The organism is Nocardioides albus (assembly GCF_014648255.1).
GTDB lineage: Bacteria > Actinomycetota > Actinomycetes > Propionibacteriales > Nocardioidaceae > Nocardioides > Nocardioides albus.
The window spans coordinates 47,241-65,299 of sequence record NZ_BMQT01000002.1 but is presented as its reverse complement, the minus strand read 5'-3'; the positions used below and the strand labels follow the sequence as shown (position 1 = coordinate 65,299).

The following is an 18,059-nucleotide window of genomic DNA, read 5'->3' as shown; positions in this document are numbered from 1 at the left end:
CATCCTCGGTTATTCCCAGTGGTCGGCGGACCAGGTCCGGGCAACCCTGGCGGCGACCTGGACCAGGGAGTCGTACGCCTCGCCGAGCGCCCGCTCCTCGCCGACGCTGTCGACGAGCGAGTAGGCGGCATCGATGCCGAGCGTTCGCAGCTCCCGTCCGCTCATGCTGGCCTTCCCTGCCAGCACAATGCAGGGCCTCAGCGACTGCTCGGCCAGGCGAGCCACCCCGACCGGGACCTTCCCGGCGGTGCTCTGGGGGTCGAAGGATCCCTCACCGGTGATCACCAGGTCAGCCCAGGCGGCCTGCTCGGGGAGCCCGAGCAGATCGGCGACGACCTCGAAACCCGGCCGCCGCCTGGCTCCGAGAAGCAGCAGCGCGAATCCCATCCCGCCGGCTGCTCCGGCGCCCTTCTCGGTCGCGGTCTTGCGCGAGGTGGCGGCTGCGAGGTCTTGGAGCGCACCGTCCCAGCGGGGCATGACGTCCTCCGCCAACCCCTTCTGCGCGCCGTAGACCTTGACTGCACCGAAGAGCCCGGTCAGCGGATTGTCCACGTCGCTGGCGACCACGATCTCGAGGCCCAGTGGCGCCGGCAGCGCCACCTCGGTGACTCCCTCGAGCCCCACGAGACCGGCGTCGAGCGGACGGTCCGCCGTGGCGCCCAACGCGGCGAGCAGGCCCGCTCCCCCGTCGCTGGTGCCGGACCCACCGAGGCCGACCACGACCTTGGCCGCTCCAGCGTCCCGAGCGGCGAGGATCAGCTGGCCCACACCGTACGAGGAGGCCTGCTCGGCCCCCTTCCCGCCGGTCAGGTGCAGGCCGGCCGCCTGGGCCGACTCGACGTAGGCGGTCTCGCCCTCGACCAGAAGCTGTGCGGCCACCGGCTCACCGTGCGGGCCGCTGACCTCGAGCTCGTGGAGGACTCCGCCGAGCGCCTCGTGCAGCAGCGCGAGGAACCCCGGTCCTCCGTCCGCCATCGGCACCAGCGAGAGCTCGTCGCGGGGAGCCGTACGCCGCCACCCCTCGGCGATCGCGGCGGCAGCCTGGGAGGCGGAGAGCGTGCCTGCGTACTTGTCGGGGGCGATCAGGACTCGCATGGCCGAAACCTACCCGCGCACCGAAGCTGCCACCCGTTCCAGCGGGCGTTCGATGGGCAACTCAATGCACCGACCATTGCGCATGCGTCGGGTTAAGGTCGTTTCGTGGGGATCTTCCGGCGGCGCGGAGCCAGCGACTCAGAGACCAGACGGATCCGTGGCTTCTGGACCTGGTGGGCGCAGAAGGGCGCGCTCGCCTGCGGTGCCGCGCTCGACGCCGACGACCAGGACGCGCTGGTCAACCTGCTGGCCAGACGGGTCGACGCGATGGAGGCGGGTCTGAGCTGGGAGGTCGGGCCCGGGCCGTTGGGCGGACGGCTGCTGGTCGTCTCTGCCGGTGGGAACCCGGACCATCGCGCGCTGGCCCGCCGCTGGCTGCTCGCCGCCCCCGAGCCTGACGGTGTCTCGCCCTGGGAGTTCAGCGACCAGCGACCGCCGGTCGACGAGCCGGCTCAGACGGTGCTCACCACATCAGACGGAGCCGCGATCCGGCTGGCCGACGTCTTGGTGAGCGCTCGGCAGAACGGCGCCCACTTCGATCTCACGCTCTTCCACCCGGCTTTCGCGGATCTTGCCGACGACGCCCGCCTGCAGGTCGCCTTCCACGCCCTCGACACCACGCTGGGCGAGTCCAGCACCGAGCTGTGGATCGGCGAGGTCGAGACCACCGCGGCCCGCCCCCGCGACGGCTTCGGCCTCGACGGGCTGCGTGCCGCCGTACGCAATCTCCGCAAGGAGTACGTCGACCCCGATGGCAACCCGGCCTGGGTCCTGCTCCGCGGGGAGAGCCCACAGGGTCCGGTGGTGGCGAGCGCGGTCGTCCCGCTGCACCCGGTCATCGCCCCCAACCTGACCCACCACGTGGGCGTGATGGTCCCGTACGTCGGCTTCGCCGAGCGCGGTCTTCCCTCGGCCGATGCGCTGCGCGATCTCGGCCGGCTCGAGGACCGCCTCGCCTCGACCCTGGGGCCCGACGGCCGTGTCGTCGCGCACGAGACCACCAACGGGGTCCGTCTTCTCCATGCTTACGTCGACCCGACCACCTCGGCTCCGCAGCGACTGGAGGCGACGGTCGGCGACTGGGCCCACGGCGACGTCGTCACCCGGGTCGACACCGACCCGGCGTGGGAGGCCGTCCGCCCGCTCCGCGCCTGAGCGCGGTCCACCGTGTGACCTACGCCACCCAGGCATCGACCCCGCGACATGTATTATCGTCATCATGACGACTGTGGACCTCCCGCTGCTCCCCCTGGGGCGCGGCGTCGACCTGAACTCCGAGCGTGGCGTCGAGTGCCCCGGCGACCTGCCGGCCGCCTCCGACCCCGACCTGGTCGAGCGCGCGCTCGCCGCCAAGGCGAAGCTCGGCGAACGCGTGTTCGTCCTCGGACACCACTACCAGCGCGACGAGGTCGTCCAGTTCGCTGACGTCATGGGCGACTCCTTCAAGCTCGCCCGCGACGCGGCCGCGCGGCCGGACGCGGAATACATCGTCTTCTGCGGCGTGCACTTCATGGCCGAGTCGGCCGACATCCTCACCTCGCCGTCGCAGGCGGTCATCCTTCCGGACCTCGCGGCCGGGTGCTCGATGGCCGACATGGCGCGACTGGGCCAGGTCGAGAAGGCTTGGTCGGCTCTGGAGGAGGCAGGCGTGGCCGACCAGGTCGTGCCGGTGACCTACATGAACTCCTCCGCCGACATCAAGGCGTTCTGCGGACGTCACGACGGCGTCGTGTGCACCTCCTCCAACGCGCAGGCCGTGCTGGAGTGGGCCTTCGACCAGAAGGCTGATGTCGACGGCGGCGCCAAGGTCCTCTTCTTCCCCGACCAGCACCTCGGCCGCAACACCGCCGTGCTCAAGCTCGGCATGTCGCTCGGCGACTGCGTGGTCTGGGACCCGCTCAAGCCCGGCGGCGGCCTCAGCGCCGAGGAGCTGCGCGCGGCGAAGGTGATCCTGTGGAAGGGCCACTGCTCCGTCCACGGTCGCTTCTCCCCCGACACCATCGACGATCTGCGCGCCGAGATCCCGGGCGTGCAGATCCTGGTCCACCCCGAGTGCCAGCACGAGGTCGTCCTCAAGGCCGACCTGGTCGGCTCGACCGAGTTCATCATCAACACCATCGAGGCCGCCCCCGCCGGGTCGGCCTGGGCGATCGGCACCGAGCTCAACCTGGTCAAGCGTCTCGCCGCCGCCCACTCCGACAAGCGGATCGTCTTCCTCGACCGCACCGTCTGCTACTGCTCGACGATGAACCGCATCGACCTCCCCCACCTCGTCTGGGCGCTGGAGTCCCTCGTCGAGGGCCAGGTCGTCAACCGCATCGAGGTCGACCCCGACACCGCTCACTACGCCGAGCTCGCCCTCCAGCGGATGCTCGACCTCCCCGGCAAGACCGAGAAGGACTGACCAACGAGCACTGCCGAGACGTCAGGTACGTCGGCCGAGACGTCAGGTACGTCGGCCGAAGCGTCACTTACGTCGGCCGAGTTGTCACCGGCGTGACGTCTCGGCCGACGTAAGCGACGTCTCGGCCGACGGGAGTGACGTCTCGCTCAGGTGTCGTTGAGCCAGGCCAGGACGGCGAGCACGCGACGGTTGTCGTCGCTCGCCTGGGGCAGGTCGAGCTTGGTGAAGATCGAGCTGATGTGCTTGCCGACCGCCTTCTCGGTGACGAAGAGCCGGGCGGCGATGGCGGCGTTGGAGCGGCCCTCGGCGATCAGGGTCATCACCTCGCGCTCTCGCTCGGTCAGCCGGTCGAGCGGGCGTTCGCGGCGGGTGAGGAGGGCGGCCACGACCTCAGGGTCGAGGACGGTCCCGCCGCCGGCGACCTGGCCGACCGCCCCGAGGAAGGCGTCGACGTCGGCGACGCGGTCCTTGAGCAGATAGCCGACCGCACCCTCTCCGCCTGCGAGCAGGTCGCGCGCGTAGAGCGGCTCGACGTACTGGCTCAGCACCAGCACGGGAAACCCTGGCCGCACCCTTCTGACCTCGATCGCAGCGGTGATGCCCTCGGTGGTGAAGGTCGGAGGAAGGCGTACGTCGACCACCGCCGCGTCCACGTCCGGTCGGACCAGGGCCCGCGCCAGCGCGGGCGCGTTGTCGACGGCCTCGACGACCTCGATGCCACCCGCTTCGAGGATCCGGGTGAGACCGACACGAAGCAGCGCCTGGTCCTCTGCCAGAACCACCCTCAGATCCGGCAAGGCACCTCCAGCGTGATCAGGGTCGGTCCGCCGAACGGGCTCTCGACCTCGACGGTTCCGTCGAAGGCGGCCAGTCTGGTCGCCACCCCGGCGAGCCCGTGGCCGGAGGCATCGGCGCCGCCGCGGCCGTTGTCGCCCACGACGATCCGCAGCCGTTGCCCATTGTGGCTGCCGCGTACGAATGCGCGGTCGGCGTCGGAGTGCTTGACCGCGTTGGCCAGGCACTCGGCCACGGCGAAGTAGGCCGCCGACTCGACGGGGTCGGGCAGGCGCCCGGGCAGCTCGATGGCGACGGTGACCGGCAGCGGCAGCCCGGCGGTCAAGGCTTCGACGGCCCCCACGAGACCACGGTCGGCGAGCACGGGCGGCAGGATGCCGCGTACGACTCCCCGCAGGTCCTCCAGCGCCGACACAGTGGTCTCACGGGCCTCCCGCAGCAGCGCGGCGGCGGCATCGGGGTCGGTCGCCATCAGCTTCTCGGCCAGCCCCACGCTCATCCCCACGGCGGCGATCCTGGCCTGGGCACCGTCGTGGAGGTCACGCTCGATACGGCGCAGCTCGGCCGCGGAGTGGTCCAGCGTCTCGGCACGGGTCGACTCGACCTTCTCGACCCTGGCGGCCAACGCAGCGGCGTCGCCCTGACCGAAGATGCCGCGCTCGGCCAGCGCACGCGCCCGGACGATCGCCGGGGTCGCGACCCACCACGCCAGCAGCAGCGGACCGGTGAGCAGGATCAGCAGCCAAGCCACCCAGCCGATGCCGGTGAGGGCCAGGATCAGCCAGGTCAGGGGCGTGGTCAGGAGTGCAGCGGGCAGCAAGGAGAGCACGAATCCGCCGGTCGCGGAGAAACAGCAGAAGGCGAAGTCGCGCCACCGAGGCTGCTCCCTGATCCATCGGAACGGACGGCCGAGGACCGGCTGCGAGCTCAGGTCCGCGTACGTCTCGGGGATGGTCTCCCCGAGGAGGCTCCCGCTCACCCGCCGATGCACGCGGGTGACGGCCTGGGTCGCCGGCACCGCGCCGAGGGCGATGACGATGCCGACCCCGAACACCAGGCCGAGCGGGATCGAGAGCAGCGTGAGGATCGCCAGCACCAGGGCCGGCGCCATCATCAGGGCATAGCCCAGCGACAGCCCGGTCAGCCGGAGCCGCTCGACGAGCGCCTGCCCGCTGAACGGCTCCGGCCGCACGCTCCGGATCGGTGCATCCCACTCGGTCATCAGGAGTGAGTGTGACATCAGCGGGCGTCGGACGTCGCGCGTAATGCCCGGCTCGTCGCGCCGACCGCGGAGGCCAACGTCAGCGCCACCGCACCGGCGAGCAGCAGGGGCGGCAGCCAGAGCTGTGCGTCGGGGACCACGCCCTCACCGCGGACGTAGGCGAACGGGACGATCGTCGCCTGGGCGGCGAGCAGACCGACGACGGCGCCGACCGCGGCGACGATGCCGGCCTCGGCAAGGACGGAGCCGCGCACCTGACCGGGGGTGGCGCCCAGCAGCCGCAGCCGGTGCAGCTCCAGGCGCCGGTCGGCGAGGACCGCGGCGAAGGCATTGACGACCATGATCGCCGCGAACGCGCAGATCATCGCGGTGACCACGTTGTTGAGCAGGTTGATCGTCTCGAACTCCTCGGTGAGCTCCGGCGACAGACCGGCGGGGAGCGTACGCTCGTCGATTCCGACCAGCATCAGGATGCTCACTGCTGCCGCCGAGAGCACCATCACCGGCGCGAGCACTCCGGCGAGCAGATGGGACCTTCGCGAGGTGTTGTACGCCGCCAGATGACCGCTCGTCCCGACCAGGAGCGGTCGCAGCAGCCAGCTGCCGGCCCGCAGCAGCAGCGGTGCCAGGGCGGCGAGCCCTACCGCGAGCAGGAGACCGAGAGAGCCGGTCATCGCCATCGCGTCGTAGGGGTTGGCGGCGTCCTTGCCCGTGGCCATGGTCATCGCGACCATGGTCGCGGTCTGGCCGACCGCGACCAGGGCCACCGCCCAACGCCACCAGGCGATCCGGCCGGACCCGGCCCGGCCTTCGGACGGGGCGACCGTCGCCGGCCCCCGGGAAGCGCGTGATCCGGCCAGGCCGGCCGCGGCCAAGGAGACGACCAGGAGCAGGACGACGGTTGCCGCGAGCGCGACCCCTCCCCCGGAGTGGACGACCTGCTCACCGACGACGCCACCGGACTGCAGCAGCTCGAGGAGCGCGCGGCTGGTCAGGCTCGCCACGAGCGCGCCGAGGACCGCAGCGACGAGCGCGACCACGAGCGTCTCGGCCCGCACCAGCGCACGGACCTGACGGGGCTCGGCACCGACGGTGCGCAGCAGCCCGATCTCGACCTCTCGCTGTCGGACGGTGATGCCGACGGTGGAGACCACCGAGAAGAGCGCGATGACGGTCCCCCAGGCTCCGACCACGCCGCCGAGGACGAGCAGGGTCTCCTGCTCGGCGCTCGGCGTGCCGGGATCGAGAGCGACCTGGATCAGCGGCGTGAAGGAACCCATCACCGCCGTGCCGAGCAGGATCGCGACGAAGGTCGCGGTCATGGCGGTGGCGCGGTGCCGTAGCGAGCGCAGTGCCAGGGTGAACATCACACCATCTCCCGCTCGGTCCGGGCGGTGAGCTCGTCGAGGTGTGCCATCTGGCCGGCGACAGCCTCGGCAACGGGGTTCTCCATCCGCCCGACGGCGCGGCCGTCGACGAGGAAGACCACGCTGTCCGCGTACGCGGCGGCGACCGGGTCATGGGTCACCATCACCACGGTCGCGCCGAGCTCGTGGACGAGGCTGCGGAGCAGGGCGAGCACCGAAGCGGCGGTGTGGGAGTCGAGGGCCCCGGTGGGCTCGTCGGCGAGCACGATGTCGGGGCCGGTCACCAATGCCCGGGCGATCGCGACCCGCTGCTGCTGGCCGCCGGAGAGCTGGGTCGGCAGATGACCGGCGCGATCTCCCAGACCGACCCGGTCGAGCAGCTCGCGGATCCGCCGACGGGCGGCCGCATCTATCCGACGCCCCGCCAGGCGCAGCGGCAGCGCGACGTTCTGCTCGGCGGTGAGGTAGGGCAGCAGGTGGAAGCCCTGGAAGACGAACCCGATGCGTTCGCGGCGCATCCTGGTGCGGCGCGCCTCGGAGAGCTCGGTGACGTCCTGGCCGGCGATCAGGACGCGGCCTTCGGTCGGCTGCTCCAGCGCTCCGGCACAGGTCAGGAAGGTGGACTTGCCGGAGCCGGAAGGCCCCATCACGGCAGTGAACGTACCCGGCGCGCACGCCAGGTCGAGTCCGTTGAGCGCAGGCACGGCGGCCGCTCCGGTGCCGTAGATCCGAGTGAGGCCGACGACCTCCAAGGCAGGTGTGGTCATGGGATGGCTCCTGGGGTTCGGGGTGGCTGATGTCACCCCTCGACGCTATGGAATGCGTCGTCAGCCCACGATGGGCTCAGGGAGCCGACCCGGGTAGGGAAAACCCCACCTCACCCCTCGGAGGAGCGCGGGAGACGTACGGCGATGGTGGTGTCGCCGGGTGCGCTCTCGAGGGTCACCGTGCCGCCGTGGGCGGAGACGATGGCGTGGACCAGGGCCAGCCCGAGGCCGGCACCGCCGTCGCGCTGACGGGCCTCGTCGGCGCGGGTGAAGCGCTCGAAGGCCCGCGGGACGAGGTCCGGCGGGAAGCCGGGCCCGTCGTCGTGGACGTCGAACCCGTCGGGACGTACGCGGACGGTGACCGTGGTGCCGGCGGGCGTGTGTCGGCGCTCGTTGGTGAGCAGGTTGCTGATCACCTGGTGGAGTCGCTGGTCGTCTCCGGTGACGATCACCTCGACGGCATCGGAGTCGGCATCGGAGTCGGCATCGGAGTCGGCGTCGACGTCGGCCGGCAGCTCGAGCCGCCAGCTGTGCGACGGGGCGACGACCCGGGCGTCGTCGACGGCCTCGAGGAGCAACCTGGTCAGGTCGACGGGTTCTCGGGCGAGCGGCCGGCCCTGGTCGAGGCGGGCGAGCAGGAGCAGATCCTCGACCAGCGTGGTCATCCGCAGCGACTCCTCCTCCACCTTGCCGAGCGCCATCGGGACCGCTTCGGGCCGCTGCTGGGCGAGCTCGGTGTAGCCGCGGATGGTGGTCAGCGGCGTACGCAGCTCGTGGGAGGCGTCGGCGACGAACTGACGCACCTGCTGCTCGCTGCGGTGGCGTTCGGCCAGGGAGGTCTCCACGTGGTCGAGCAGCGAGTTGAGCGCGGCCCCGACCTGACCGACCTCGGTGTCCTCGTCGGTGAGCCGCTCGGGGACCCGTTCGGTCACCGAGACCTCGCCCGAGGACATCGGCAGTCCGGCGACCGCGTGCGCGGTGGCGGCCACCTCTCGCAGCGGGCTGAGCTGGCGGCGTACGACGACGTAGCCGACGCCCGCGGCGGCCACGACGCCCAGCAGGGTCAGCAGCACCTCCCAGAAGATCAGGCTCCCGATGGTCTTCTCGACCTCTGCGGTCGAGTGACCGGTGACGACGACGATCGTCTGTCCCGTGCTCGTGTTCACGGCCGCCTGGGCGATCACCCGGTAGGTGCCGTGGTGGGGCAGCTCGACGTCATGGGGCCGGGCATCGACCCTCACCTCCCGCAGCACCGCGAGGTCGTCGGCGGTGAGCGGCTCGAGCTCGTCCGGGTCGAAGTCACCGAGGGTGCCCTGGGCGGGACCGTCCTCCGGGATCTCCGCGAAGACGGAGTTCGGGGCCAGGTTCAGCCGGATGCCCGATCCTGATCCGGCGACGCCACGAGCCATGTCGCGTACGTCCCGGTCGAGGCGGTCGAGCAAGGTCTCGCGCAGCGCGATCGTGGCGACTGTCGCGATCAGCAGCGAGACGACCAGGACCAGGGAGACCGCGGTGATGACCAGGCGCGAGGTGAGCGGCGCGACGAGTCGGCCCAGTCGGCCCAGCTGGCTCTGCCGGCTGATCACTCAGCGGCCTTCAGCACGTAGCCCGCGCCCCGCATCGTGTGGATCATCGGCTTGCGGCCGGCATCGATCTTCTTGCGCAGGTAGGAGATGTAGAGCTCGACGACATTGGCCTGGCCACCGAAGTCGTAGGACCAGACCCGGTCGAGGATCTGGGCCTTCGAGAGGACCCGGCGCGGATTGCGCATCAGGTAGCGGAGCAGCTCGAACTCGGTCGCGGTGAGCGTGATCTCCTCTCCCGCGCGGTGCACCTCCCGCGAGTCCTCGTCCATCGTCAGGTCGCCGACGCGGATCACCGAGTGCTCCTCGACCCGGGCCGCCCCGGCCCGGCGCATCAGGCCGCGCAGCCGCGCGACGAGCTCCTCGAGAGAGAACGGCTTGGTCACGTAGTCGTCACCACCCGCGGTCAGGCCGGCGACCCGGTCCTCCACCGCATCTTTGGCGGTGAGGAAGAGGACGGGTACGACCGGGTTGGTGCTGCGTACGCGGCGCAGGACCTCGAGCCCGTCGAAGTCGGGCAGCATCCAGTCGAGCACGATCGCGTCGGGGCCGGTCTCCTTAGCGGCGCTGACGGCCTTGGAGCCGGAGTGGGCCATGGTGACCTCCCAACCCTCGAACCGCAGCGCCATCGCGATCAGCTCAGCGATGTTCACCTCGTCGTCGACGACGAGCACCCGCAGCGGCGACCCGTCGGGACGGGTCAGGTCCTGTGCTCCAGCAGTCATGGCTCCATCATGCGGCGGTTTGCTGTGTGTTGCTTGTGAAACCACTATGGCGTGTCGATGCCGTCCCCGACGCGCCGCCGTGCGCAGGCCCGCCGTCGGGCCCGGACGGGCCTCAGAGCCCGGGGGCGCCCCAGACCGCGAGCCAGCGGGAAAGATCCTTCTCGACCGGGAGATCACCCTCGATCGCGGTGCGGACGTTGATCTCGAGGAGGTTGTCGCGCTGCTGCGGGCCGGTCGGGACGAACGGGTAGAAGGTGCCTTGCTTGTAGAGGTAGATCAGGCCCACGCTGCGGCCGTCGGCGCCTTCGAAGCCGATCAGCGAGCACAGCAACCCCGGCCCGAAGCCGTTCATCTCCAAGGTGGTGTTGACCGCGTGGAGATCGGTCACCAGCCCGGTGATGTCGGGGTTTGCCGGGTCCAGGGCCTCGTGGTCGACGCTGAGCCAGGTGAAGCCGAACTCGTCGACGCTGGTGGTCACCTTCGGGGCGGCCTCGGAGGCACCCAGCAGCTCGACGACGTCGTCCTGCGTGCTGGCGAACCCCGCCCCGGCCGCGGCTCGGTAGCAGACCGCCCCGTCACCGGTCGGGACCAGCCCGAGCGAGGTCTGCATGGTGAGCGCGGCGGTCGGCACCGCGAAAAGCGCGTCGAGGTTGGCCTGCTTCGGTCGCGTACGACCCGTGATGACGTCCCAGAAACCCACGCGCCGACCTTACGCCACGTCGTTACTGCGCAGGGCGGCTGAGCTCGGCCTCGATCCGGGCGAGCTGCTCCAGACGCTGTTCCAGCGAGGGGTGCGTCGAGGTCAGCGTACGCAGCGACTGGCCGCTGATCGCCGGCGCGATGAAGAACGCGTTCATCGCCTGCGAGGACCGCAGGTCCCGGCTCGGGATCGCGGAGATGTCACCGGTGATCTTCTGCAGCGCGCTGGCCAGCGCGCCCGGCTTCATGGTCAGGTGCGCGCCGGCGCGGTCTGCGGCCAGCTCGCGGTAGCGCGACAGCATCCGCAGCAGCAGCCACGACACCGCGTAGACCACCAGCGACACCAGCATCACCACCAGCCACACCGGGAGGCCGTTGTTGTTGTCGCGGCGGCCACCACCTGCGTACGCACCGAACTGGGAACCCCGCCCCAGCATCCCGGCGACGATGCCGGCCGAGGAGGCGACCGTCATCACGAGCACGTCGCGGTGGGCGACATGGGAGAGCTCGTGGGCGAGCACGCCCTCCAGCTCCTCGGCACTCAACCGTTGCATGATGCCGGTGGTCACCACGACCGCGGAACGCTTGGGAGAGCGACCGGTGGCAAAGGCGTTGGGCATGTCGGTGTGGGCGATCCCGACCCGTGGCTTCGGCATGTCGGCCAGGGTGCACAGCCGGTCGATCATCGCGTGCAGCTCGGGCGCCTCCTGGGCCGACACCTCGCGCGCGCCCATGGCCTTCATCGCGAGGGTGTCGGAGGCGTACCACTGCCACCAGGCGATGCCGAGCCCGACGATGCCGATGATCGGCGCCCACTGCGCCGGCATCACGAACATCAGCGCCACGATGAGCCCGACGAACAGCGCGCCGAGCAGGAACATCACCGTGGTCATCCGGGCGGTCAGCCCGGCATCACCCTGGAAGCGGGACATCAGAGCATGCCTGCCAACTCGGCGCCGAGCGAGCGGCGTCCAGCGCGTGGCCTGGCAAGGCGCCGCCGCGAAGGCATGCTGGACGCACGTCGAGCGGCGGCAACGCCGCCAGGGCGCGCGATGGGCGTCGCGCAGCCGGTGTCCGGGTTGGCAGGCATGCTCTTAACCGGGGATGAGACCCTCGTCGCCGAGCATCTCGGAGACCTCGGCGAGCGTGGAGCCGGGACCGGGAAGGATCAGGTCGGAGGAGTCGATCGCGTCGACCGGGTGGGCGGTGCCCATCGAACGTACGCCGTCGAGCAGCGCAGCCAGAGCCGCGTCGAAGACGGCCTCGTCGGTGCCCTTGCAGGCAGCCTCGACGGCCGCGTCGAGCTCGTTGAGCTTGTCGACCGCGCCGGCGTCGAGGTCGTACTGCCCCTCACCGAGGATGCGAACGATCACTGCTCCGCCTTCTTCTCGGTCGAGTCCACGTCGATGACCGGCGAGCTGCTGTCGGCACCGGGCAGCGCCTGCGTCTGCTGCGGGGAGCTGAGTCCCTTGAGCGCGGCGAGCTCGGCCTCGACGTCGCTGGTGGAGCTGAGCGCGTCGAGCTGGCGGGTGATGTCGTCGGTGGGACCGGCGGTGAGGTCGTCGAGGGCGCCGGAGGCGAGCAGCTCGTCGACGGCGCCGGCACGAGCCTGCATCTCCAGGGTCTTGTCCTCGGCACGCTGCATGGCCATGCCGACGTCGCCCATCTCCTCGCCGATGCCGGAGATCGCCTCGTTGATCCGGGTCTGCGCCTCGGCGGCGGTGTAGGTCGCCTTGATGGTCTCCTTCTTGGTGCGGAAGGACTCCACCTTGGCCTGCAGGCGCTGCTGGGCGAGGGTGAGCTTCTCCTCCTCGCCCTGAAGGGTGGCGAGCTGGGTGTTGAGGTCGTTCATCTGCTGAGTGAGACCGGACTTGCGGGTCAGCGCCTCGCGGGCCAGATCCTCGCGGTTCATCTCGATGGCCTTCTGGGCCTGCTGGGTGAGCTTGTCGGACTGCTGCTTGAGCCCGTTGATCTGCAGCTCGACGCGCTTGCGGCTGGTCGCGACGTCCGCGACGCCGCGGCGCACCTGCTGCAGCATCTGAAGCTGCTTCTGGTAGCTGTAGTCGAGCACCTCCCGTGGGTCCTCGGCCTTGTCGAGCGCCTTATTTGCCTTCGCCTTGAAGACCAGGCTCAGCCGCTTCATCACACTCATCGCTTCCCTTACGCCTCTCATATGCAGCCGACCGCCGGCCGCCACGCGTCGTCGCTTGCCGCTGGACTCTCGTCGTCCTAGGTCAAGTGTTGCCTCTCACCCTAGGCCGGGTCCACAAAACTCGCTGTCCGGGTCCCTCGGGATATCCTGTATGTGTCCCAGCCAACAGTAAGAGGTCCCTTAAGTTGTTCGGTCGCAAGTCCCCCGCCCAGCAGGTCGTCGAGCCCGAGAACCCGGTCAAAGAGACCGGCAAGGGTCGTCCGACCCCGTCACGCAAGGAAGCGGAGGCGGCTCGCAAGGCGCGCCTCAAGCAGCCGCGTACGCGCAAGGAGATCAACGCCGCCAACCGCGCCCAGCGCGCCGAGCAGGGCGACAAGATGCGCCAGGCGATGAAGACCGGCGACGAGCGCTACCTGCCGCTGCGCGACAAGGGCCCGGTCAAGCGCTTCATCCGCGACTGGATCGACGCCCGGTTCACCTTCGCCGAGATCGTGCTCCCCGTGCTGATCATCGCGCTGGTGGTGCCCTACATCAGCGTCCAGCTGGCGATGTACTCCCAGCTCTTCACCCTCGTCGTGATGGCCACCGTGATCATCAACCTGATCGCGCTGCGCTTCCTGCTCCGCAAGGAGCTCAAGCGCCGCTTCCCCGACAACGATCTCAAGGGCACGACCTACTACGCGATCATGCGGGCCATCCAGATCCGACCCCTGCGGATGCCCAAGCCGCAGGTCAAGATCGGCACCCAGCTCCCCGACGACTACCGCTGAGCCTCACCGGAGCCGGGAGCGTCCTCGACCTCGCAGACGAGGCTGGCGCCGCCGACCCGCTCCTGGAAGCTCCATGAACCGGCCAGGTCGGTGAGCTTCTCGGCGACATAGGGCTCCGGAGCGGCCGCCGGCATCGAGGTGAGCGTCCAGATCGTCGAGAGCTCGACCCGGGTCGGCGTACGCCACGCCAGCTTCACCCAGATCTCGCCGGGAAGGTTCGAGATGGCCACATGGACCCCGAACGCGGCGAGGACCTCGAGCCGGTTCGCGGCCCGGTCGCCGACGACCCGCGAGTCGGTCCACGCCCGTACCTGGCTCATCGCCTGGTCCGGCGTCAGCAGCTCGAGGGTCTGCTCGCGGTCTGTCTCGTGGACGTGGTTACTCATCAGTTGACCTTTCGGTTGGGGGAAGGGGAGGCCGGTGCCGTCTGGATGTCCCAGATGGTGTCGAGGCCGGCTCTGCGGAGCTGGCCGGCGAGCGCCGGATCGGCATTGCGGAGACGGAGCGGCACACCCCGCGTCCCGCAGCGGCGCTTGGCCCACAGCAGCGCGGCGACGGTCGTCGAGGAGAAGCCGGTGAGGCCCGCCAGGTCGACGACGACCGCCTCGGGACCGCCCGCGAGCATCTCCGCCAGCCGCCAGCGCAGGTTGTGGATCGCCCGCAGGCAGGTCGCGTCCGAGAACGGGACGACGACGGTCTCGTCCACCGGGTAGAACTCAACCTCGCTCATGCCGACCACCCTGCCCAGCGGGTGTGGAGGTCCTTTCGCAGTTTCATGTCAGTTTCGTGTCACTTCCAGCCGGCAGACCGCGACGGCTCTGTGTCGCGGCCGATCGAGTGAGACGATGCGAGACGTGCAAGAGGCAGCCAAGCGAGTGCTCATCCTGGAGGACGACTACGGGCTGCGTACGTCCCTCCGGCTCTTTCTCGAGCAGGAGGGCTACGCGGTCGGCGAAGCCGACGACGCCGAGGTCGCTCTCGATCTCGATGCCGACGAGCCCTTCGACGTGATGCTCGTCGATCTGATGCTCGGCGGCATCGACGGGTTCACGTTCATCCGGAGCGTACGTCCGCGCACGACCGCCCCGATCATCGTGATCAGCGCACGCGACGGCGCCAAGGACGTGGTCACCGCGCTCGAGGCGGGAGCCGACGACTACGTGCGCAAACCGTTCGACGTGGCCGAGGTCAGGGCTCGGATCCGGGCCGCGCTGCGGCGCCCGGACTTCCCCCTCGTCCCGGCTCAAGGCGGCTACGCCCCCAACGGCATCGTCCTCGACTCGACCGACGGACCGCTGGTCTTCGACCCGGCGGCGGCGACCCTCCGCCGGGGTGCCGAGGACCTCCACCTGACCAGCACGGAGTTCAAGCTCCTGCTCGCGCTGACGAACAGCCCCGGCCGGGTGATGACCCGCGAGAACCTGGTCAACCAGATGTGGCCGGAGGGCCATCACGGCGACGTCCGGGTGGTCGACGTCCACGTCAGCCGCCTGCGCAACAAGGTCGACACCGGCCCCGAGGCTGGTGGCGTCATCTCGACGGTCCGTGGACTGGGCTACCGGCTGGATCCGCGATGAGCCGGAGACCGAGCCGGCGGGGTCTCCGCGCCAACGTCGTGGCGGCGTTCGCGGCGGGAGCGCTGCTGATCAGCATGATCCTCGCCTTCAGCACCTACTTCTCGGCACGTCACTACCTGATCGCGCAGCGTGAACGCAACGCACTGCAGCAGGCCTACATCGATGCCGCCCTGGTCAAGGAGCGTCTGCGTACGAACGGCGTGAACGTCGCCGAGGTCCTCGCCGAGATCGCTCAGCCGAGCCGCACCACGGTGCTCGTCCACAAGGACGGCCAGTGGTACTCCTCCGACCTCACCACCCAGGTCCATGACGCCACCAGCGACGTCGCCTCGAGCGTAGGAGCCGGAGACGTCGCCCTGACCTGGACCGATACCGGCGACCGGCCCAACATCGTCGTCGGGATCCCTCTCGAGGGGGTGGGCGCCGACTACTACGAGGTCACCTACGCCAAGGAGCTCAGCCAGACCCTCGACACCATGGGCTATGCGCTCGCCATCTCGGCGGCGGTCACCACCATCTCCGGCGGCGTGCTCGGCTGGTACGCGGCCAGGCGGGTCCTGCGGCCACTGCGCCAGGTCGCCCTGGCTGCCGCCCGGATCTCCGCCGGCGAGCTCGACACCCGCGTCGAGGCGACGGACGACCCCGACCTCTCGACCCTGACCGGGTCCTTCAACACCATGGTCGACACCGTGGTCGAACGCCTCGACCACGACGCCCGCTTCGCGGCCGACGTCAGCCACGAGCTGCGTACGCCGGTGGCCACCCTGACCACCAGCCTCGGTGTTCTGCAGGGCGACAAGCACCTCTCCCCCAGCTCCGCGACCGCGGTGGAGCTGATGGCGGGGGAGCTGGAGCGGTTCCGCGGGGCGCTCGAGGACCTGATCGCGCTGGGACGCCTCGATGCGGGCGTGCGGGAGTCGGACTGGGAGGTGCTGAGCGTCGCCGACCTCATCACCGCGACTCTTGCGGACAACGGCATCGGCGACGACGTCGCCATCGACGTGCCCGGCGATCTCCAGATCTACGGCGACCGGCTCCAGCTCCACCGAGCCCTGGCCAACCTGGTCCGCAACGCCCAGACCCACGGAGGCGGCCTCACCTCGGTGCGTGCCACGGCGCGCCGAGGCTACGCCGAGATCCACGTCGCGGACTCCGGGCCCGGCGTTCCCGTCGATGCGCGCGAGCACATCTTCGACCGGTTCGCCCGGATGGGGGCACGCGGCGCGACCACCGGGAGCGGTCTCGGCCTGAGCATCGTGGAGCGGACCGCCCAGCTGCACGACGGCTCGGTCTGGTGTCGTGATGCCGCCCCGAGGGGCGCCGACTTCGTGCTCTCGCTCCCTCTCGCACCGACGGCGCGGACCGTCTCGGGCCGGGAGGTGACATGAGGACCATGCGGACGCCGTGGGCAGCGGTCGTCGTGGGCCTGCTGCTGGTCGGCGCTGCCGCGTGCGGGGTCCCGGTCGACGACGAGGTGCGGACCGTCGATCCCGCTGAGGTCCCCTACCACCTGCTCGACGACGACGACGCCGCCGTCGCTCCGGGCACAGCACTCGGTGCCCCCGGGCCGCGGCTCTACTGGATCGACGGCGAGGACCGTCTCGTCAGCCGCCCCACGTCGAGCTTCTGCTCCAAGACGGTGGCCGGGGTCGCGGAGAACATCCTCGACCAGCTCGGCGACGGTCCCTCGGAGGTCGACCTGGGTTCGGGCCTGGGGACCGCCCTGCCGCCCGAAGGGTGGCTCGAGATCGTGGCGATCGAGGACCGCACCGCGCACCTCCGCGTCTCCACCGACGACACGATCGCCACCAACCGGGTGGTGCTCGCCACCGCACAGACGGTCCTGTCGCTGACCTCGATCCCCGGCGTGGACCAGGTGAAGATGGAGTACGACGCCGAGCCGCTGCAGGTGCCGCGGTCCTCGGGCGAGCTCGCCGACGGGCCGTTGCGCCACGACGACTACCGCAGCCTGCTGGCCGACCCGAGCGAGCCGGCCAAGGACGAACGGCTGCGACGCCGGCACCTGTGCCCCGGCTGAGATCCTGCCCGGGCGACTCAGCCGATTCCGAGGACGTCCTCGAGGCCGATCGTGAGGCCCGGTCGCGAGCCGATGCCGCGGATCGCGGCGAGGACGCCGTGGGCGAAGGAGGCGTGCGAGAGCGAGTCGTGGCGGATCGTCAGAAGCTCGCCGATGCCGCCGAGGACGACCTCTTGGTGGGCGACCGAGCCGGACATCCGCAGCGAGTGGACCGGGATGCCCTCCACAGCAGCCCCACGGGCCCCGTCGAGGGCCGAGGTGGTCGCGTCGGGCGCCGGGCCCACCCCAGCCTCCCGACGCGCCGCAGCGACGAGCTCAGCAGTCCTGCGGGCCGTACCCGAAGGAGCGTCGGCCTTCCGCTCGTGGTGGGTCTCGACGATCTCCACCGAGGGGAAGTGGGCGGCCGCGAGCTCGGCGAACCGCATCATCAGCACCGCGCCGACCGAGAAGTTCGGCACCACCATCGCGCCGACGCCGGGAGCCTTCGCCAGCCAGGTCTCGAGCTGCTCGACGCGGTCGGGCCCGAAGCCCGAGGTGCCGATCACCGTGTGCACACCGTGGGACAGACAGAACTCCGCGTTGCCCATCACAGCCTCGAGCGTGGTGACGTCGACGGCCACCTCGGCACCGGCATCGGTGATCGCCGACAGCTCGTCACCGCGCCCGATCCTGGCCACGAGCTCCAGATCGTCCGCGGACTCGACGGCCTCGCAGACCGCCGAACCGAGCTTGCCACCCGCACCGAGAACAGCCACCTTAGTCATGCCCGCAACCCTATAGATCACGCTCCAGCAACGATCCACCACTATCCGGGTGAACAACTTGCGAGCACTGTTACCGAGCTTGTCGAAGGGCCTGTGCACAG

General features: G+C 70.4%; 20 protein-coding genes. 6 read left to right on the top strand and 14 right to left on the bottom strand.

Annotated features, from left to right (window positions below; genetic code table 11):
* Positions 1-9 precede the first annotated feature (9 nt).
* The gene (locus tag IEY84_RS03630; RefSeq protein ID WP_183545362.1) at positions 10-1,095 is read right to left on the bottom strand and encodes a glycerate kinase family protein; all 1,086 of its coding nucleotides are present in this window, start codon (positions 1,093-1,095) and stop codon (positions 10-12) included.
* 105 nt (positions 1,096-1,200) lie between these two features.
* On the opposite strand from IEY84_RS03630, the gene IEY84_RS03625 reads away from it, so the two are divergent.
* Positions 1,201-2,250 carry a DUF695 domain-containing protein gene (locus IEY84_RS03625; protein WP_183545363.1) on the top strand — a complete coding sequence of 350 codons (1,050 nt, stop codon included), beginning with the start codon at positions 1,201-1,203 and terminating at the stop codon, positions 2,248-2,250.
* 64 nt (positions 2,251-2,314) lie between these two features.
* Positions 2,315-3,499, top strand: coding sequence for a quinolinate synthase NadA (gene nadA, locus IEY84_RS03620; RefSeq protein ID WP_183545364.1), 1,185 nt, complete (start codon positions 2,315-2,317; stop codon positions 3,497-3,499).
* A gap of 146 nt (positions 3,500-3,645) precedes the next feature.
* Here nadA and IEY84_RS03615 read toward each other — a convergent pair whose 3' ends face one another.
* The 10 genes from IEY84_RS03615 to IEY84_RS03570 form a co-directional block, all read right to left on the bottom strand.
* Positions 3,646-4,287 carry a LuxR C-terminal-related transcriptional regulator gene (locus tag IEY84_RS03615; RefSeq protein ID WP_183545433.1) on the bottom strand — a complete coding sequence of 214 codons (642 nt, stop codon included), beginning with the start codon at positions 4,285-4,287 and terminating at the stop codon, positions 3,646-3,648.
* Entirely contained in the window at positions 4,284-5,516 is a 1,233-nt protein-coding gene (locus tag IEY84_RS03610; protein WP_183545365.1) for a sensor histidine kinase, read from the bottom strand. The genes IEY84_RS03615 and IEY84_RS03610 overlap by 4 nt, the downstream gene beginning before the upstream one ends.
* Positions 5,517-5,533: 17 nt before the next feature.
* Positions 5,534-6,883, bottom strand: a complete 1,350-nt coding sequence (locus IEY84_RS03605) for an FtsX-like permease family protein (protein ID WP_183545366.1) — start codon at positions 6,881-6,883, stop codon at positions 5,534-5,536.
* Entirely contained in the window at positions 6,883-7,650 is a 768-nt protein-coding gene (locus tag IEY84_RS03600; RefSeq protein WP_183545367.1) for an ABC transporter ATP-binding protein, read from the bottom strand. The genes IEY84_RS03605 and IEY84_RS03600 overlap by 1 nt, the downstream gene beginning before the upstream one ends.
* Before the next feature lie 110 nt (positions 7,651-7,760).
* A complete protein-coding gene (locus IEY84_RS03595; RefSeq protein WP_229788277.1) occupies positions 7,761-9,236 on the bottom strand; it encodes a sensor histidine kinase in 1,476 nt (491 codons plus the stop codon).
* Entirely contained in the window at positions 9,233-9,958 is a 726-nt protein-coding gene (locus IEY84_RS03590; protein ID WP_275944480.1) for a response regulator transcription factor, read from the bottom strand. The genes IEY84_RS03595 and IEY84_RS03590 overlap by 4 nt, the downstream gene beginning before the upstream one ends.
* 112 nt (positions 9,959-10,070) lie before the next feature.
* Positions 10,071-10,658 (bottom strand): PspA-associated protein PspAB, encoded by a 588-nt coding sequence (gene pspAB / locus IEY84_RS03585; protein WP_183545368.1) that lies wholly within the window; start codon positions 10,656-10,658, stop codon positions 10,071-10,073.
* Between the two features lie 22 nt (positions 10,659-10,680).
* The gene (htpX, locus tag IEY84_RS03580) at positions 10,681-11,589 is read right to left on the bottom strand and encodes a zinc metalloprotease HtpX (protein WP_183545369.1); all 909 of its coding nucleotides are present in this window, start codon (positions 11,587-11,589) and stop codon (positions 10,681-10,683) included.
* A gap of 162 nt (positions 11,590-11,751) precedes the next feature.
* Positions 11,752-12,030 (bottom strand): PspA-associated protein PspAA, encoded by a 279-nt coding sequence (pspAA, locus tag IEY84_RS03575; protein WP_183545370.1) that lies wholly within the window; start codon positions 12,028-12,030, stop codon positions 11,752-11,754.
* Entirely contained in the window at positions 12,027-12,809 is a 783-nt protein-coding gene (locus IEY84_RS03570; RefSeq protein ID WP_183545371.1) for a PspA/IM30 family protein, read from the bottom strand. Before IEY84_RS03570 ends, pspAA begins: the two co-directional genes overlap by 4 nt.
* A gap of 185 nt (positions 12,810-12,994) precedes the next feature.
* Here IEY84_RS03570 and IEY84_RS03565 point away from each other — a divergent pair, with 185 nt between their 5' ends.
* On the top strand, positions 12,995-13,579 hold the full coding sequence (locus tag IEY84_RS03565; protein WP_183545372.1) for a DUF3043 domain-containing protein: 585 nt from the start codon (positions 12,995-12,997) through the stop codon (positions 13,577-13,579).
* Here IEY84_RS03565 and IEY84_RS03560 read toward each other — a convergent pair.
* Both IEY84_RS03560 and IEY84_RS03555 read right to left on the bottom strand, forming a co-directional pair.
* Entirely contained in the window at positions 13,570-13,965 is a 396-nt protein-coding gene (locus IEY84_RS03560; protein WP_183545373.1) for a hypothetical protein, read from the bottom strand. The two genes, IEY84_RS03565 and IEY84_RS03560, sit on opposite strands and share 10 nt — an antisense overlap.
* Positions 13,965-14,309 (bottom strand): STAS domain-containing protein, encoded by a 345-nt coding sequence (locus tag IEY84_RS03555; RefSeq protein ID WP_183545374.1) that lies wholly within the window; start codon positions 14,307-14,309, stop codon positions 13,965-13,967. The genes IEY84_RS03560 and IEY84_RS03555 overlap by 1 nt, the downstream gene beginning before the upstream one ends.
* A 115-nt stretch (positions 14,310-14,424) precedes the next feature.
* Between IEY84_RS03555 and IEY84_RS03550 the strand changes: the two genes are divergently transcribed.
* Genes IEY84_RS03550 through IEY84_RS03540 form a run of 3 tightly spaced genes read left to right on the top strand, consistent with a single transcriptional unit; the run spans position 14,425 to position 17,194 of the window.
* The gene (locus IEY84_RS03550; RefSeq protein WP_183545375.1) at positions 14,425-15,156 is read left to right on the top strand and encodes a response regulator transcription factor; all 732 of its coding nucleotides are present in this window, start codon (positions 14,425-14,427) and stop codon (positions 15,154-15,156) included.
* Positions 15,153-16,544 (top strand): sensor histidine kinase, encoded by a 1,392-nt coding sequence (locus IEY84_RS03545; protein WP_183545376.1) that lies wholly within the window; start codon positions 15,153-15,155, stop codon positions 16,542-16,544. Before IEY84_RS03550 ends, IEY84_RS03545 begins: the two co-directional genes overlap by 4 nt.
* The gene (locus tag IEY84_RS03540; protein ID WP_183545377.1) at positions 16,541-17,194 is read left to right on the top strand and encodes a GerMN domain-containing protein; all 654 of its coding nucleotides are present in this window, start codon (positions 16,541-16,543) and stop codon (positions 17,192-17,194) included. The genes IEY84_RS03545 and IEY84_RS03540 overlap by 4 nt, the downstream gene beginning before the upstream one ends.
* 17 nt (positions 17,195-17,211) lie before the next feature.
* Here the strand turns inward: IEY84_RS03540 and dapB are convergent, their stop codons facing one another.
* A complete protein-coding gene (gene dapB / locus IEY84_RS03535; protein WP_183545378.1) occupies positions 17,212-17,958 on the bottom strand; it encodes a 4-hydroxy-tetrahydrodipicolinate reductase in 747 nt (248 codons plus the stop codon).
* Between the last annotated feature and the right edge of the window lie 101 nt (positions 17,959-18,059).

Excerpts from the sequence above, each read along its gene's own strand:
- IEY84_RS03630 (WP_183545362.1), bottom strand. The coding sequence starts at position 1,095 with ATGCGAGTCCTGATCGCCCCCGACAAGTACGCAGGCACGCTCTCCGCC.
- nadA (WP_183545364.1), top strand. The coding sequence starts at position 2,315 with ATGACGACTGTGGACCTCCCGCTGCTCCCCCTGGGGCGCGGCGTCGAC.
- IEY84_RS03610 (WP_183545365.1), bottom strand. The coding sequence starts at position 5,516 with ATGACCGAGTGGGATGCACCGATCCGGAGCGTGCGGCCGGAGCCGTTC.
- IEY84_RS03605 (WP_183545366.1), bottom strand. The coding sequence starts at position 6,883 with ATGTTCACCCTGGCACTGCGCTCGCTACGGCACCGCGCCACCGCCATG.
- IEY84_RS03600 (WP_183545367.1), bottom strand. The coding sequence starts at position 7,650 with ATGACCACACCTGCCTTGGAGGTCGTCGGCCTCACTCGGATCTACGGC.
- IEY84_RS03590 (WP_275944480.1), bottom strand. The coding sequence starts at position 9,958 with ATGACTGCTGGAGCACAGGACCTGACCCGTCCCGACGGGTCGCCGCTG.
- htpX (WP_183545369.1), bottom strand. The coding sequence starts at position 11,589 with ATGTCCCGCTTCCAGGGTGATGCCGGGCTGACCGCCCGGATGACCACG.
- IEY84_RS03570 (WP_183545371.1), bottom strand. The coding sequence starts at position 12,809 with ATGAGTGTGATGAAGCGGCTGAGCCTGGTCTTCAAGGCGAAGGCAAAT.
- IEY84_RS03560 (WP_183545373.1), bottom strand. The coding sequence starts at position 13,965 with ATGAGTAACCACGTCCACGAGACAGACCGCGAGCAGACCCTCGAGCTG.
- IEY84_RS03555 (WP_183545374.1), bottom strand. The coding sequence starts at position 14,309 with ATGAGCGAGGTTGAGTTCTACCCGGTGGACGAGACCGTCGTCGTCCCG.
- IEY84_RS03550 (WP_183545375.1), top strand. The coding sequence starts at position 14,425 with ATGCGAGACGTGCAAGAGGCAGCCAAGCGAGTGCTCATCCTGGAGGAC.
- IEY84_RS03545 (WP_183545376.1), top strand. The coding sequence starts at position 15,153 with ATGAGCCGGAGACCGAGCCGGCGGGGTCTCCGCGCCAACGTCGTGGCG.
- IEY84_RS03540 (WP_183545377.1), top strand. The coding sequence starts at position 16,541 with ATGAGGACCATGCGGACGCCGTGGGCAGCGGTCGTCGTGGGCCTGCTG.
- dapB (WP_183545378.1), bottom strand. The coding sequence starts at position 17,958 with ATGACTAAGGTGGCTGTTCTCGGTGCGGGTGGCAAGCTCGGTTCGGCG.